At 53.2% G+C, this 16,664-nt stretch carries 11 protein-coding genes; 6 read left to right on the top strand and 5 right to left on the bottom strand.

All coding sequences use genetic code 11. The features are described 5' to 3' along the window. Nucleotides 1-10: 10 nt before the first annotated feature. Nucleotides 11-1,918 (bottom strand): ABC transporter ATP-binding protein, encoded by a 1,908-nt coding sequence (locus tag F0Q32_RS00755; protein WP_149461534.1) that lies wholly within the window; start codon nt 1,916-1,918, stop codon nt 11-13. 12 nt (nt 1,919-1,930) lie between these two features. Next, nucleotides 1,931-4,036, bottom strand: a complete 2,106-nt coding sequence (rlmKL, locus tag F0Q32_RS00750) for a bifunctional 23S rRNA (guanine(2069)-N(7))-methyltransferase RlmK/23S rRNA (guanine(2445)-N(2))-methyltransferase RlmL (RefSeq protein ID WP_149461533.1) — start codon at nt 4,034-4,036, stop codon at nt 1,931-1,933. A gap of 98 nt (nt 4,037-4,134) precedes the next feature. On the opposite strand from rlmKL, the gene F0Q32_RS00745 reads away from it, so the two are divergent. After that, nucleotides 4,135-5,244: a YcbX family protein gene (locus tag F0Q32_RS00745; protein WP_149461532.1), complete on the top strand. Its 1,110-nt coding sequence runs from the start codon at nt 4,135-4,137 to the stop codon at nt 5,242-5,244. Here F0Q32_RS00745 and zapC read toward each other — a convergent pair. Both zapC and pyrD read right to left on the bottom strand, forming a co-directional pair. Next, nucleotides 5,241-5,783: a cell division protein ZapC gene (gene zapC, locus F0Q32_RS00740; protein ID WP_149461531.1), complete on the bottom strand. Its 543-nt coding sequence runs from the start codon at nt 5,781-5,783 to the stop codon at nt 5,241-5,243. The genes F0Q32_RS00745 and zapC overlap by 4 nt on opposite strands. 165 nt (nt 5,784-5,948) lie before the next feature. Next, nucleotides 5,949-6,959: a quinone-dependent dihydroorotate dehydrogenase gene (gene pyrD, locus F0Q32_RS00735; protein WP_149461530.1), complete on the bottom strand. Its 1,011-nt coding sequence runs from the start codon at nt 6,957-6,959 to the stop codon at nt 5,949-5,951. A gap of 281 nt (nt 6,960-7,240) precedes the next feature. On the opposite strand from pyrD, the gene ssuE reads away from it, so the two are divergent. Beyond that, the gene (gene ssuE, locus F0Q32_RS00730) at nt 7,241-7,810 is read left to right on the top strand and encodes an NADPH-dependent FMN reductase (protein WP_149461529.1); all 570 of its coding nucleotides are present in this window, start codon (nt 7,241-7,243) and stop codon (nt 7,808-7,810) included. Nucleotides 7,811-7,898: 88 nt separating this feature from the next. On the opposite strand, the gene pepN is transcribed toward ssuE, so the two are convergent. Further along, nucleotides 7,899-10,511: an aminopeptidase N gene (gene pepN / locus F0Q32_RS00725; protein WP_149461528.1), complete on the bottom strand. Its 2,613-nt coding sequence runs from the start codon at nt 10,509-10,511 to the stop codon at nt 7,899-7,901. 265 nt (nt 10,512-10,776) lie between these two features. Here pepN and pncB point away from each other — a divergent pair, with 265 nt between their 5' ends. The 4 genes from pncB (at nt 10,777) to F0Q32_RS00705 (ending at nt 16,602) form a co-directional block, all read left to right on the top strand. Continuing rightward, nucleotides 10,777-11,979 (top strand): nicotinate phosphoribosyltransferase, encoded by a 1,203-nt coding sequence (gene pncB / locus F0Q32_RS00720; protein ID WP_149461527.1) that lies wholly within the window; start codon nt 10,777-10,779, stop codon nt 11,977-11,979. 165 nt (nt 11,980-12,144) lie between these two features. Further along, nucleotides 12,145-13,545: an asparagine--tRNA ligase gene (asnS, locus tag F0Q32_RS00715; protein ID WP_149461526.1), complete on the top strand. Its 1,401-nt coding sequence runs from the start codon at nt 12,145-12,147 to the stop codon at nt 13,543-13,545. 598 nt (nt 13,546-14,143) lie between these two features. After that, entirely contained in the window at nt 14,144-15,226 is a 1,083-nt protein-coding gene (locus F0Q32_RS00710; RefSeq protein WP_149461525.1) for a porin, read from the top strand. 185 nt (nt 15,227-15,411) lie between these two features. Continuing rightward, nucleotides 15,412-16,602: an amino acid aminotransferase gene (locus tag F0Q32_RS00705; RefSeq protein ID WP_149461524.1), complete on the top strand. Its 1,191-nt coding sequence runs from the start codon at nt 15,412-15,414 to the stop codon at nt 16,600-16,602. The last annotated feature ends 62 nt before the right edge of the window (nt 16,603-16,664 follow it).

Genomic DNA, 16,664 nt, shown 5'->3' with positions numbered 1-16,664 from the left:
CTCCTCGGTATCAGGCACCGTTTTTTAACGCTTCCAGATATTCCCAGCGTTCAAACGCCTCTTCTAACGCCTGCTCGGCCTGCGTCAGATCAGACAACACTTTTTGCGTATGGTCGTGCGGCTGGCTGAAGAAGGAGGCATCAGCCACCTGGGCCTGCAACGATTCCAGATTCGCCTCAAGATCTTCCAGCTTTTGCGGAAGCTGTTCCAGCTCGCGCTGCAGGTTATAGCTTAATTTGGTACTGGTTCGCTTGACAGTTTCTGCTTTAGGCTGCGTCGCTTCGGCTGTTTTCTTAACAATAGCTTGTTTTTGCGCCTGTGATTGGCTCTGTTGACCGCGCGCATCGTGATAACCGCCGACATACTGACCAATTTTACCGTTGCCTTCGAAGATCCAGCATTCGGTGACTGTGTTATCAACAAATTGACGATCGTGGCTGACCAGCAAAACGGTGCCCTGATAACCATCAATCAGCTCTTCCAGCAGTTCGAGCGTTTCGACATCCAGGTCGTTGGTCGGTTCATCGAGAATCAACAGGTTGCTGGGTTTGAGGAACAGGCGTGCCAGCAGAAGACGATTACGCTCACCACCAGAGAGTGCTCGCACAGGCGTCATGGCACGTTTTGGGTGGAACAGGAAGTCTTGCAGGTAGCCCAGAACGTGGCGCGGTTTCCCGTTCACCATCACTTCTTGCTTACCTTCCGCAAGGTTGTCCATCACCGTTTTATCCGGGTCCAGCTCTGCACGGTGCTGGTCAAAATAGGCGACTTCCAGCTTGGTTCCGACGTGAATGCGCCCACTGTCGGCCTGCAATTGACCCAGCATCAGTTTCAACAAGGTGGTTTTACCGCAGCCGTTCGGGCCAATCAGCGCGATTTTATCGCTGCGCTGTACCTGCGCAGAGAAATCTTTCACCAGCACTTTACCGTCGACCTGGTAATTCACGTCTTCCATTTCAAAGACGATTTTACCGGAGCGAGACGCTTCTTCGACCTGCATTTTGGCGCTGCCCATCACTTCACGGCGTGCGCTACGTTCATTACGCATCGCTTTCAGTGCGCGAACGCGGCCTTCGTTGCGGGTACGACGCGCTTTGATGCCCTGACGGATCCACACTTCTTCCTGTGCCAGTTTGCGATCGAATTCAGCGTTTTGTAATTCCTCCACGCGCAGCGCTTCTTCTTTCTCAAGCAGATACTGATCGTAATTCCCCGGGTAGGTGACCAGCTTGCCGCGATCGAGATCGACAATACGGGTGGCCATGTTGCGGATAAACGAACGGTCGTGCGAGATGAAAATAATGGTGCCTTTGAATGTCTTCAGGAACCCTTCCAGCCAGTCGATAGTTTCGATATCGAGGTGGTTCGTTGGTTCGTCAAGCAGCAGCACGCGCGGTGCGCTGACCAGCGCACGGCCTAACGCCGCCTTACGCAACCAGCCGCCAGAAAGCGATGCCAGCTCCATATCAGGTTCGAGGCCTAACTGCGCCAGCACCTCGTTAATGCGGTTTTCAAGCTGCCACAGGCCATGGTGATCCAGCTGTTCCTGAATTTTCGCCAGCTCCTGTAAATTCTTATCGCTCGGGTCGGTCATGACCAGATGCGAGATATCGTGATAACGCTTCAGGTAAACCGCTTGTTCTTCAATGCCTTCGGCGACGAAATCATACACGCTGCCCTGGACGTTGCGCGGCGGGTCCTGTTGCAGACGCGCCACAACCAGGTCCTGTTCGTAAATAATGCGTCCGTCGTCCAGACCCTGCTCGCGGTTAAGGATCTTCATCAACGTCGATTTGCCCGCGCCGTTACGACCAACCAGGCAGACTCGTTCGTTATCTTCGATATGCAGTTCGGCATTATCGAGGAGCGGCGCATCGCTGAACGACAGCCACGCGCCATGCATACTAATTAATGACATTCTTTATTCCTTTCAGGCTGCGGTAATCAGCCAGCAGTTGTGGATCTGACGGTTACGGGCGAAATCCTGAGACTGTGTTTTATGGGTAATGTCTTGTGCTTTCAGTCCCAGTTCGGTCAGGCCGTCGTGATCCATACGGAAACCGCGTTTGTTGTTCGAGAACATGATGGTGCCGCCCTTACGCAGCAGACGCTTCAGGTCTTTCATCAGGCGCAGGTGATCGCGCTGTACATCAAACGCATCTTCCATACGTTTTGAGTTGGAGAAGGTCGGCGGATCGATGAAGATCACGTCAAACTGTTCGTCGGTATCGCGCAGCCAGGCGAGCACATCCGCCTGCATCAGACGATGAGCACGACCGGTCAGGCCATTCAGACGCAGGTTACGCTCGGCCCATTCAAGATAGGTGCGTGACATATCCACCGTGGTCGTGGAACGCGCACCGCCGAGGCCCGCGTGCACGCTGGCGCTACCGGTGTAGGAGAAGAGGTTAAGGAAATCTTTGCCTTTGCTCATCTGACCCAGCATGCGACGGGCGATGCGGTGGTCGAGGAACAGGCCCGTATCGAGATAATCCGTCAGGTTAACCCACAGGCGGGCGTTATATTCGCTCACCTCCATGAAGTCGCCCTTCTCGTTCATTTTCTCGTACTGATTTTTGCCTTTCTGGCGCTCACGGGTTTTCAGCACCAGCTTGTTTGGCGCGATGCCCAGCACGGCGATAGTTGCGGCAATAATATCAAACAGGCGCTGACGTGCTTTGTGCGCATCAACGGTTTTCGGCGGCGCATATTCCTGCACGACGACCCAGTCAGCATAGCGATCGACCGCCACGTTATACTCCGGCAGGTCAGCATCGTACAGACGATAGCACTCAATGCCTTCCTGCTTCGCCCACTTCTCCAGTTTCTTGAGATTTTTGCGCAGACGGTTGGCATAGTCTTCCGCGACGGTGGCCTTCACTTCGCCGGTGCTTTCCGACACGTGATAGTTCTTCTGGATACAATCCAGCGGGCCGTTTTTGGCTTTAAACTGGCGTTCAGCACGCAGCGACACGCAGCTCAGCAGTTCCGGCGAGGCGCTGAACAGCGACAAATTCCAGCCGCCAAACTGGTTTTTCATGATGCGGCCCAGCAGGCTGTGCAGGGCAATCAGCGCCGGTTCGCTCTCCAGACGCTCACCGTATGGCGGGTTGCTGATAACGGTACCGTACGGGCCTTTCGGCAATGGATTGGTTAGCTGCGCCACGTCTTTTTGTTCGAAGGTAATCAGCTCGCCAATACCGGCGCGACGGGCGTTACTGCGCGCAATTTCCACTACGCGACGGTCGGTATCAGAGCCGTAAAAACGGGATTCATAAGCCGCAAGGCCTGCCCGTGCGCGGGTTTGCGCATCGGCTTTCACTTCCTGCCAGATAGCGTCGTCGTGCTGCGCCCAGCCGCCAAAGCCCCAGTGGCCGCGATGCAGCCCCGGCGCGCGATCGGTCGCCCACATCGCCGCTTCAATCAGCAGCGTACCGGAACCACACATCGGATCGAGCAGTGGCGTACCCGGCACCCAGCCAGAACGCATAACAATTGCCGCCGCCAGGTTCTCTTTGATTGGTGCCAGACCGGTACGATCGCGGTAGCCGCGCAGATGCAGGCCCTCACCGCTCAGATCGAGAGAGATAAACGCCTTCTCTTTGTTCAACCGCACGTTGATGCGCAGGTCCGGATTTTCACGATCGACATTCGGGCGCGGCAAATTCTTGCGCGTAAAGGCATCGACGATGGCGTCTTTTACTTTCAGCGCACCGTACTGGCTGTTACGGATCTCATCGTTCAGCCCGTTGAAGCTCACAGCAAAAGTGGCGTTCGGGGTAAAGATCTCCGTCCAGTTGATCGCCTGCACGCCGAGATAGAGGTCCAGATCGCTCCAGACACTGCACTCGCCCAGCGGCATCATGATGCGCGACGCCAGGCGACTCCACATCAGGCTTTGATAAAGAAGGCGCGTGTCTCCCTGAAAATGGACCCCACCCTGGGTTACTTTGCACTCTTGCGCGCCCAGACCTTCCAGTTCAGTTTTTAACAGCTCTTCCAGCCCACGGGCCGTACTGGCAAACAGAGAATTCATATCATCACTTTTACTTGCAGAAAATTGTTGCGCATTATAGCCAATCTCGGCCCCATGTCATAAAGTTAAAGGCTTATTTCTGACTCAGGGAATGCGTCATGCTGACGTTATCGCGACTTTTCATTCACCCGGTGAAATCCATGAGGGGTATCGGGCTCACTCACGCCTTTGCTGATATCAGCGGAATGGCGTTCGACCGCATCTTTATGGTGACCGAACCCGATGGCACGTTTATCACCGCGCGACAGTACCCGGCGATGGTGCGCTTCACCCCCGCTATTCTCCGCGACGGTCTGCATTTAACCGCACCCGATGGTAGCAGCGCATTGGTGCGTTTTGCCGATTTCACTGCGCAGGCTGCGCCAACGGAAGTGTGGGGCAACCATTTTACCGCCCACATCGCTCCGGATGCGATCAATCAATGGCTCTCGCCATTCTTTAAACGCGATGTGCAGTTGCGCTGGCTTGGCGACACGCTCACTCGCCGCGTAAAACGTCACGATGCGGTGCCGCTCTCCTTTGCCGACGGTTTCCCCTACCTGCTGACCAACGAAGCCTCGCTGCGCGATTTACAGCAGCGCTGCCCGGCCAGCGTCAAAATGGAGCAGTTCCGTCCGAATCTGGTGGTGACCGGTGCGCAGGCATGGGATGAAGATACCTGGAAGACGATTCGCATTGGCGAAGTCGTTTTTGACGTGGTGAAGCCGTGCAGTCGCTGCATTTTCACCACCATTAGCCCGGAACGAGGCCAGAAGCATCCGGCAGGCGAACCGCTGCATACGCTGCAGGCTTTCCGCACCGCGCAGGATAATGGCGACGTCGATTTCGGCCAGAACCTGATCCCGCGTAACAGCGGCGTGGTTCGTGTGGGCGATGAAGTGGAAGTCCTCGCCACCGGGCCTGGCAAACTGTACGGCGCGGGCGCAGATGACGACACGTTAGCCGTTGAAGATAACGCGGCCACCAAAGTCGATATCAGTTGGCAGGGACAAACCTTTAACGGGAATAACCAGCAGGTGTTACTGGAACAGCTTGAACAGCAGGGAATTCGTGTTCCCTACTCCTGCCGCGCGGGAATTTGTGGGAGCTGCCGCATTACGCTGGAAGAAGGTGAAGTGAGCCCGCTCAAGAAGAGCGCGATTGGCAACGATGGCACCATATTGTGCTGTAGCTGTGTGCCAAAAACCGCATTGAAATTGCGAAGTTAAACCGCCTGCTCCAGGCTGTAACCCGCCAGGCCTGGCTGGGGTTGCAGCCTGTCATTCATCACTTTGATAGCATCGCCCAACTGCATCATTCGCCCGGCCAGCACCAGCCCAGGCTGGGCCAGCAGACATAGCGCGGCGTTATCACCCGGCTCCACCACCAACAGATTGACCTGTTGATCGGTATCGCTCAGCCAAACGCATGCTGCATCACCCGTCACCGGGGACCAACAATCGCCATGGGCGCGGAAATGCCAGCTTTTCGGCATTTGCGGCTTCAGGAAGCGAATCGCCACCAGCGCATTAAGAATGAGTTCAGCGCGATGTTCTTTAGAGAGTTCGAGGTCGCGGCATTTTTCTTCAAAGGAGAAATAGAGCGCCGCGTCGTCAACGCAGAATCCGGTAGGGTCGAAGGCATCGGGAGTTAACATCCGGCGAGCAAAACGCGAACGGAACAACATGCCATTGGCTAAATCGAGCATCATACGATCGTGCTCTTCATCATAATACCAACGCCAGTTATCGTCTGGTTTAATTCGCATTGTCCGCTCCCCTCATTTCAGCATCCGTTTGCTGTGTAATCTTTCCCGCGTCGTTTTTACTGCCTAAATAATAAAAGACTAAAATGTTTAAATAAGCAACAATGAGGAAATATAAAGCAACCAGGGCTTAAAATAAAGCCCTGGTTCACATAATGAGATAAAAGATTAGATGTGGGTAACGATTTCTTTAATCAGCGGTGGGCCTTTAAAAATAAACCCGGAATAGATCTGCACCAGTGTCGCCCCGGCTGCAATCTTCTCGCGGGCGGCAATAACGGAATCAATTCCGCCTACGCCAATAATAGGCAAGCGCCCGTTTAATTCGCCGGAAAGCATACGGATAATTTCGGTGCTTTTTAATTGCAATGGACGACCACTCAGTCCACCGGTTTCATCGCAATTTTTCATCCCCTGGACCAGAGAACGATCCAATGTGGTATTGGTTGCGATCACCCCATCAATATTATGGCGAACTAAACTATCGGCAACCTGGATCAACTCTTCAACAGAAAGATCCGGCGCGATCTTCACTGCCACAGGAACATATTTATGATGTTTCGCCTGAAGTTCAGCCTGTTTATTTTTAATACTGGAAAGCAGATCATCCAGCGCGTCACCATATTGCAGTGTACGCAGCCCTGGGGTATTTGGCGAAGAGATATTGATGGCAATATATCCAGCATAAGCATAGATTTTTTCCATACAAATCAGATAGTCATCTTTACCCTGCTCAACCGGCGTATCTTTATTTTTACCGATATTAATACCCAGCACGCCGTCGAAATGTGCTTTTTTAACGTTCTCAACCAGGTTATCAACACCCAGGTTATTAAAGCCCATACGGTTGATCAAACCTTCGGCATCAACCAGACGGAAGATCCTCGGCTTATCGTTCCCCGGCTGTGGACGCGGGGTGACGGTGCCGATTTCGATCGAACCAAAACCCATCGCACCGAGCGCATCAATGCACTCGCCATTTTTGTCCAGACCGGCCGCCAGACCCAGCGGATTTTTGAAGGTCAATCCCATACAGCTCACCGGTTTTGAAGGCACTTTCTGGCGAACCAGCGCTTCAAACGGCGTTCCGGTTACCCGGCGTAATGACTGAAAAGTAAATTCATGAGCGCGCTCAGGATCGAGCTGGAAAAGGGCTTTACGAACGAAGGGGTAGTACATGAACTCTCCTGGATTCCCGGTGTGCAAACCGGGGGCGTATTATGTGCTATCCCGCACAGAAAGGGAATTGACCTGCGGCAAAAAAAGCGTATTAAACGCAATCGTTTTCCCAGGAGACCTTCTTCTTTCTCTCCCCCGCCCTTGTACGACGCCGCGCATATGCGTTTTTCGGCAATCGAACCGCAGAAAAATTATTTAGCGTTCGTTCGGGGGTCTGCGAGACTCATCCTTATTGTTATCAATGTTAGATAAATAACCACATTTTGTTATAAGGAGAGTGTATGCGCGTCATCACCTTAGCGGGAAGCCCGCGTTTTCCCTCACGTTCCAGCGCATTGCTGGAGTACGCCCGTGAAAAACTGGCGGCGGTGGATGTTGAGGTTTGCCACTGGCATTTGCAAAATTTCGAGCCAGAAGATTTGCTTTATGCACGTTTTGACAGCCCGGCACTGAAAACGTTGACCGAGCAACTGGCTCAGGCCGACGGCTTAATCGTTGCCACGCCGATTTATAAAGCGTCATTTTCCGGTGCGTTAAAAACGCTGCTGGATCTGCTGCCCGAACGTGCGCTGGAGGGGAAAGTGGTGCTGCCATTAGCCACAGGCGGTACGGTTGCTCATATGCTGGCGGTGGATTACGCACTGAAACCGGTACTGAGCGCGTTGAAAGCCCAGGAGATCCTGCATGGCGTGTTTGCCGACGACAGTCAGGTTACGGATTACCAGCACAAACCGAACTTCAGCCCTAACCTGCAGGGGCGTCTGGATAGTGCGCTGGAGACATTCTGGCAGGCCCTTCACCGCCGTGATATTCGTGTTCCGGCGTTTCATCAGCAGTTTGAACATGCGTAAAAAAAGCCGGGTGGCGGCTACGCCTTACCCGGCCTACCAGAGAATGTCATTCCAGGCCGAATAAGCGAAGCGCCATCCGGCACTGTTGTTACGCTAACGCTTTGGTAATCTTCTCGTACAGATCCCCGGAAAGATTCTCCAGCCCTTTCAACTGCTCCAGCGCCGCACGCATCAGCGCCTGACGTTTTGCATCATAACGTTTCAGGCGGATCAGCGGCTCAATCAGGCGTGAAGCCACCTGCGGGTTACGACTATTGAGTTCAGTCAGCATCTCAACCAGGAACTGATAGCCGCTACCGTCCAGCGCGTGGAACGCAGCCGGGTTACTGCTGGCGAATGCGCCAATCAGTGAGCGTATACGGTTCGGGTTGTTCATGGTGAATGAGCGGTGATTCAACAGCTTGCGCACCGTTTCCAGCACGTTATCCGCCGGGCTGGTGGCTTGCAGGATGAACCATTTGTCCATCACCAGGCCATCCTGATGCCATTTGTCGTCGTACTCCTGCATCAGCACATCGCGGCACGGCAGCTCTGCCGCTACGGATGCCGCTAACGCCGCCAGCGCATCAGTCATATTGTCGGCCTGATGATATTGCTGGCGCACCAGTTTATCCGCCAGTTCGCGCTCGCCAAACGCCAGATAGCGCAGGCAAGTATTACGCAGCGAACGCTTGCCGATATCTTCATGCTCAACACGATACTCCGGCAATTTGTTGGCGTTATAGATAACCAGGAATTCATCTGCCAGTTCATTGGCAAGCGTGCGGGTCAGCGCTTCGCGAACGGCAGCGATGGCGATCGGGTCGATAACATCGAACAGTTCTGCGATTTCGTTGGCCGACGGCAGGGTCAAAATCTCAGCCGCCAGCGCTGGGTCGATTTTCTCATCCAGCAGGATGGCGCGGAACGCATCAGCCACATGCACAGGCAGCGACAACGGCTGATTCTGCTGGTGACGGTTGACGTTAATCTTGATGTAGTTGGCCAGCAGGCTTTGCGCCGCATCCCAGCGGGAGAAGTCGTTACGCGCATGACGCATCAGGAAGGTTAATTGCTGATCGCTCCACTTATATTCCAGCTTAACGGGGGCTGAAAACTCACGCAGCAGCGACGGCACCGGCTGGAAGTAGACGTTATCGAAGATAAAGGTCTGCTCTGCCTGGGTGACGTTGAGCACGTTATGTACCGGATGCCCGTCTTTCTGCAACGGGATCACCTTCCCTTCGTTATCATACAGTTCGATATCGAATGGGATGTGCAGCGGCTGTTTTTCCTGCTGCTCTGCCGTCGCTGGCGTACGCTGGCTAATGGTCAGCGTATACTGCTCGGTTTCCGGGTTGTAATCATCATGCACGCTGACGATTGGCGTACCAGACTGGCTATACCAGCGGCGGAAATGCGACAGATCAACGTTGGAGGCATCTTCCATCGCCTGTACAAAATCATCACAGGTTGCGGCACTGCCGTCATGACGTTCGAAGTAGAGCTGCATCCCTTTCTGGAAATTCGCTTCCCCCAGCAGGGTATGCAGCATGCGAATCACTTCCGCGCCCTTCTCGTAGACGGTCAGAGTGTAGAAGTTGTTCATCTCGATAACACTATCCGGGCGAATTGGATGCGCCATCGGGCTGGCATCTTCTGCAAACTGCAACCCGCGCATAGTACGCACGTTATTGATGCGATTCACCGCGCGCGAACCGAGGTCGGAGCTGAACTCCTGGTCGCGGAAAACGGTTAAGCCTTCTTTCAGGCTGAGCTGGAACCAGTCGCGGCAAGTGACGCGGTTCCCGGTCCAGTTATGGAAATATTCGTGACCGATGACGCGTTCGATATCGAGATAATCTTTATCCGTCGCGGTGTCGGTACGCGCCAGCACATATTTGGAGTTAAAGATGTTGAGACCTTTATTCTCCATCGCGCCCATATTAAAGAAGTCAACGGCGACAATCATATAGATGTCGAGGTCGTATTCGAGGCCGAAACGCTCCTCATCCCATTTCATGGAGTTTTTCAGTGAGGTCATCGCCCACGGCGCGCGATCAAGGTTACCGCGATCGACAAACAGCTCCAGCGCCACCTGGCGCCCGGAACGGGTGGTGAAGGTATCGCGCAGGACATCGAAGTCTCCCGCGACCAGCGCGAACAGGTAGCACGGTTTCGGGAACGGATCCTGCCACTGCACCCAGTGACGGCCATTATCCAGCTCGCCTTGCGCGACGCGGTTGCCGTTAGACAGCAGGAACGGATACTTCGCTTTATCGGCGGTAATTTTGGTAGTGAAACGCGCCAGAACGTCCGGGCGATCGAGATAATAAGTGATGTGACGGAAACCTTCCGCCTCGCATTGCGTACACAGCGCTTCGCCAGACTGGTAAAGCCCTTCCAGCGCGGTGTTCGACGCCGGGCTGATTTCATTCACAATTAGCAGCGTAAAACGCTCTGGCAAGCCGCTGATAACCAGTTGCTTCTCTTCTTCTTTATAGTTCGTCCACTGCTCGCCGTTCACATGTACGGAAATAAGCGTCAAATCTTCGCCATCCAGACGTAGCGGCACATCGGACGCTGCATGACGGGAAACCTGGCTTTGGGCCGTCACGACGGTTTTTGCGGCATCCAGGTCAAAGGCCAGGTCGATATCACTGATCAGGTAGTCCGGCGCACGGTAGTCGTGGCGGTACTTGGCTTGGGGCTGTTGTGTCATAAAAAACCTTTAGCGTCGTTTGTAAAATGTCGTATCCAGTCTATTCCTGTTGTTTAAATCGCGCTATGCAGAATCTTCATCTTTTCCAGACAAATACCAAAAATTGCTACATTTGGATAACACATTGGCACGAAATGCCCTAGCCCCTTAGCAGGGCTTATGATGTGATCGGGGTTCAATAAATGAATAAACAAGGTATACTCCTGCTAATCTCCCTGTTGTTTATTTTACTAAACGCTCCTGTGAGAGGATGCTATTGCGCACCATGACTCAATTCGTGACTCCTGTTCTGCATTCGTTGCTTGATACGGATGCCTACAAACTGCACATGCAGCAGGCGGTGTTTCACCACTACTACGACGTAAACGTCGCGGCGGAATTCCGCTGCCGTGGTGACGATCTGCTGGGCATTTATGCTGATGCCATTCGGGAACAGGTAGACGCTATGCGCTCGCTGAAGCTCAGTGATGAGGAATATCGCTGGCTTTCCGGGCTGCCCTTCTTTAAAGAAGATTACCTGACCTGGCTGCGCGATTTTCGCTATGACCCGCAACAGGTGACCGTCACCAATGATAACGGCAAGCTGAACATTCGGCTCGATGGCCCGTGGCGTGAAGTCATTATGTGGGAAGTGCCGCTACTGGCGGTAATAAGCGAGCTGGTTCATCGCTATCGTTCGCCGGAAGAAGGCGTACCGCAGGCGCTTGAAATGCTTGAGCATAAACTCACTGATTTCACGCGTATGACCGCAGACCTTGATATGTCCGCGTTCCGCCTGATGGATTTCGGTACCCGTCGTCGTTTCTCCCGCGAGGTGCAGGAAGCGATCGTCAAACGTCTCCAGCAGGAGCCGTGGTTCACCGGTACCAGCAACTACGATCTCGCTCGTCGTCTTGACCTTACCCCAATGGGTACACAGGCGCACGAGTGGTTCCAGGCGCATCAGCAAATCAGCCCCGACCTCGCGACCAGCCAGCGTGCGGCACTGGCTGCCTGGCTTGCCGAGTACCCAGATCAGCTGGGGATCGCGCTCACCGACTGCATTACCATGGACGCGTTCCTGCGTGATTTCGGGCCGGAATTTGCGACCCGTTATCAGGGGCTACGCCACGATTCTGGCGACCCGGTTGAATGGGGCGAAAAAGCGATCGCCCACTATGAGAAACTGGGTATCGACCCGCACAGCAAAGTGCTGGTGTTCTCGGATAATCTCGATTTGCCCAAAGCGGTCGACCTCTATCGTCATTTCTCTTCACGCGTTAACCTGAGCTTCGGTATTGGTACTCGTCTTACCTGCGATATCCCCCAGGTAAAACCACTGAATATCGTCATTAAACTGGTGGAATGTAACGGCAAGCCGGTCGCAAAACTCTCTGACAGCCCAGGGAAAACCATCTGTCACGACAAGGCGTTCGTTCGCGCATTGCGCAAAGCCTTCGACCTGCCACAGGTCAAAAAGGCGAGTTAATCACCAAAGGGAGCCATTCGGCTCCCTTCTTCTTTATTAATTTCTGAATTCTCTCCTTCACAGTGCGAAATCTGCTTGTCTGATGGCGGATGACAGGTAACATAGATACCTCCCTTTTCAGGGAGCAACTTATTCTTTATTGGACAACTTTACAGAGAGACTATTATGAGCGTTGTGCCTGTAGCCGACGTACTCCAGGGCCGTGCCGCCGTTGACAGCGAAGTCACCGTGCGCGGATGGGTGCGTACTCGCCGAGATTCAAAAGCTGGCTTTTCCTTCCTCGCCGTCTATGACGGTTCCTGCTTTGATCCTGTACAGGCCGTTATTAATAATTCTCTGCCCAATTACAATCAGGAAATCCTGCGTCTGACCACCGGTTGCTCCGTGGTCGTCACCGGTAAAGTCGTGGCCTCTCAGGGCCAGGGCCAGAGCTTCGAAATCCAGGCGACAAGCGTGGAAGTGACCGGTTGGGTGGAAGATCCAGATACCTACCCGATGGCGGCTAAACGTCACAGCATCGAATACCTGCGTGAAGTGGCGCACCTGCGTCCGCGCACCAACCTGATTGGCGCGGTGGCACGCGTTCGCCATACGCTGGCACAGGCGCTGCATCGCTTCTTCGATGAGCAGGGTTTCTTCTGGGTGTCCACCCCGCTGATTACCGCATCCGATACCGAAGGCGCTGGCGAAATGTTCCGCGTCTCCACGCTGGATATGGAAAACCTGCCGCGTAACGACCAGGGGAAAGTCGATTTCGATAAAGACTTCTTCGGTAAAGAGTCTTTCCTGACCGTTTCCGGCCAGCTGAACGGCGAAACCTACGCCTGCGCGCTGTCAAAAATCTACACCTTCGGCCCGACCTTCCGCGCTGAAAACTCCAACACCAGCCGCCACCTGGCCGAGTTCTGGATGCTGGAGCCGGAAGTGGCTTTTGCCGATCTGGAAGATAACGCCGCGCTGGCGGAAGCCATGCTGAAATATGTCTTCAAAGCGGTCCTTGAAGAACGTATGGATGACATGAAATTCTTCGCTGAACGCGTGGACAAAGAAGCCATCGAACGTCTGCAACGCTTTATCGAGGCGGATTTCGCACAAGTGGATTACACCGATGCGGTCACCATCCTCGAAAACTGCGGCCAGACCTTCGAAAACCCGGTTTACTGGGGCGTTGACCTCTCTTCCGAACATGAACGTTACCTCGCTGAGAAACACTTCAAAGCGCCGGTGGTAGTGAAAAACTATCCGAAAGAGATCAAAGCGTTCTACATGCGTCTTAACGACGACGGTAAAACCGTCGCGGCGATGGACGTGCTGGCCCCGGGTATCGGTGAAATTATCGGTGGTTCACAGCGTGAAGAGCGTCTGGATGTGCTGGATGCCCGCATGGCAGAGATGGGCCTGAACAAAGAAGATTACTGGTGGTACCGCGATCTGCGCCGTTACGGCACCGTTCCGCACTCCGGCTTCGGTCTGGGCTTCGAACGTCTGATTGCCTATGTAACTGGCGTACAAAACGTCCGTGACGTGATTGCCTTCCCAAGAACGCCGCGTAACGCCAGCTTCTAAATTTCCGCACTCTCAACAAGGCCAGCAAATGCTGGCCTTTTTTGTGTCCTTAACGTAAACCTTCGTCAATTACCTTAAGGATCAACCCCCTACATCGCGTAGTTTGTTACATCCCATTTCTGTTAACTTTTACGCACAAAAAATGTGCAATTACTTGTGGATTTTAGAAATACCTGAGCCGATAGCATTATTTTTAAGCGAAATCGTCGCTACCTCGATACTTAAATTTAACATTCCTGGCAGCTCATATTTACATCAACATGCTCAACAAACAACCATATCAGATATTAAAGATAAGAAATTCATATAGATACCCACTATTTCGCTTAATACTTCCCTAACCCCAACAGAACTTTGAGTTGTCTCACAAAGTTCCTTATTTTTAACTTTTTGTTACACATAATTTCTTTTTGTTACTTAATTAGGATATTTGTAGCACTTTCAGGCTAGCGAAACGGTGGTTTGAATGGAAATATGCCTCTCAGACACAAAAAGACACCAAACTATCATCAATGTTTCTGTAAATTTTTATTGACAGAAGTTATTGGCGGCAGTGGCGAGTGTCGATATAAAAAAAACCTAATGAGGGTAATAAATAATGATGAAGCGCAATATCCTGGCAGTGGTGATCCCTGCCCTGCTGGTAGCCGGTGCAGCTAACGCTGCAGAAATCTACAACAAAAACGGCAACAAACTGGACTTTTACGGCAAAATGGTCGGTGAGCATGTGTGGACCACCAATGGTGACACCAGCAACTCTGATACCACCTATGCCCGTATTGGTGTGAAAGGGGAAACGCAAATTAACGAACAACTGACCGGTTACGGTCAGTGGGAATACAACATGGACGCATCCAATGTTGAAGGCTCCCAAACCACCAAAACCCGTCTGGCCTTCGCAGGCCTGAAAGCCGGTGAATTCGGCTCTTTCGACTACGGTCGTAACTACGGCGCTATCTACGACGTTGAATCCGCAACCGATATGCTGGTTGAGTGGGGCGGCGACGGCTGGAACTACACCGATAACTTCATGACTGCACGTACTAACGGCGTAGCAACCTACCGTAACTCTGACTTCTTCGGCCTGGTCGATGGTCTGAGCTTCGCGGTACAGTATCAGGGTAAAAACGAAGATCGTAACATTCAGAAGCAGAATGGCGACGGCATCAGCACCTCTGCAACGTATGCCTTTGGTGAAGGCTTCGCGGTCTCCGCGGGCTATGCAAACTCTAACCGCACCATCGATCAGAAAACCCAGGCCTTCAGCGCAAGCGGCGACAAAGCTGAAGCGTGGGCGACCTCTGCGAAGTACGATGCCAACAACGTCTATGCGGCTGTCATGTACTCTCAGACATACAACATGACCCCGGAAGACACTGGCTTTGCCAACAAAACCCAGAACATTGAAGCAGTGGTTCAGTACCAGTTCGACTTCGGCCTGCGTCCCTCCGTTGGCTACGTACAGTCTAAAGGTAAAAACCTGGCTTCCCGCCCTGGCTTCGAAGGCGGCACTGCTGACCTGCAGAAATATGTCGAAGTGGGCACCTGGTACTACTTCAACAAAAACATGAACGTCTATGCAGCGTATAAATTCAACCTGCTGGACGAAAACGAGTACACCGCAGCCACTGGTCTGTCTACCGACGATCAGGCAGCCGTGGGTATCGTGTACCAGTTCTAATCAGTACGCCACTTTGTTATATGCACAGGAAACAGGGCTTCGGCCCTGTTTTTTATATTTCAGCCAGTTAAAAATCGCGACTTTTGAAAAGGCTCGCGCTTTTCATTGCAAACGGTTGGCATTTTGTAAATCTGCCGTTAACCTGATAGCGGATTTCTCCAAGTCACTCATAAATGGAACCCGTCATGTTTGAGAACATTACAGCCGCCCCTGCCGACCCAATTCTGGGCCTGGCCGATCTGTTTCGTGCCGACGACCGCCCGAGCAAAATCAACCTTGGGATTGGAGTTTACAAAGATGAGACCGGTAAAACCCCGGTTCTGACCAGCGTTAAAAAAGCGGAGCTTTATCTGCTGGAAAATGAAACGACCAAAAACTACCTCGGTATTGATGGTATCCCGGAGTTTGGTCGTTGCACGCAAGAGCTGCTGTTCGGTAAAGGAAGTGAAATCGTCAATGCCAAACGCGCCCGCACGGCGCAAACGCCTGGCGGTACTGGGGCACTGCGCGTGGCGGCAGATTTCCTCGCCAAAAACACCAGCGCGAAACGCGTTTGGGTAAGCAACCCGAGCTGGCCAAACCATAAAGGCGTCTTTAACGCTGCGGGTCTGGAAGTTTGCGAATATGACTACTATGACGCACAGAACCATGCGCTCAATTTTGATGGCCTTGTTGCCAGCCTGAACAATGCTCAGGCCGGCGATGTGGTGCTGTTCCACGGCTGCTGCCATAACCCGACCGGTATCGATCCGACGCTGGAACAGTGGCAACAGTTGGCGAAGATTTCTGCCGAGAAAGGCTGGCTGCCGCTGTTCGATTTCGCCTACCAGGGCTTCGCTCGCGGTCTGGAAGAAGATGCTGAAGGTCTGCGCGCGTTCGCCGCGCTGCATGATGAGCTGATTGTTGCCAGCTCCTACTCTAAAAACTTCGGTCTGTACAACGAACGTGTTGGCGCCTGCACACTGGTCACCCGTGATGCGGACAACGCCGATCGCGCCTTTAGCCAAATGAAGTCGGTGATTCGTGCTAACTACTCGAATCCGCCAGCTCACGGTGCATCCGTTGTCGCGACCATTCTCAGCAATGATGCTCTGCGCGCTATCTGGGAACAGGAACTGACCGACATGCGTCAACGCATTCAGCGCATGCGTCTGCTGTTTGTGAACACGCTGCAGGAGAAAGGCGCAAACCGCGACTTCAGCTTTATCACTAAACAAAACGGGATGTTCTCGTTCAGCGGCCTGACCAAAGATCAGGTGCTGCGTCTGCGTGAAGAGTTTGGCGTGTATGCGGTAGCTTCTGGCCGTATCAACGTCGCGGGTATGACCCCGGACAACATGGCCCCGCTGTGCGAAGCCATTGTCGCCGTGTTGTAAGACGGGTCAGATGAAGTAAAAAGGCCGCAAAAGCGGCCTCATATTGCTGACAAAGTGCGCGC

The organism is Pseudocitrobacter sp. 73, from assembly GCF_008369545.1.
In the GTDB taxonomy this organism is placed as follows: domain Bacteria; phylum Pseudomonadota; class Gammaproteobacteria; order Enterobacterales; family Enterobacteriaceae; genus Pseudocitrobacter; species Pseudocitrobacter vendiensis.
This window is presented reverse-complemented; position numbering and strand designations above follow the sequence as displayed.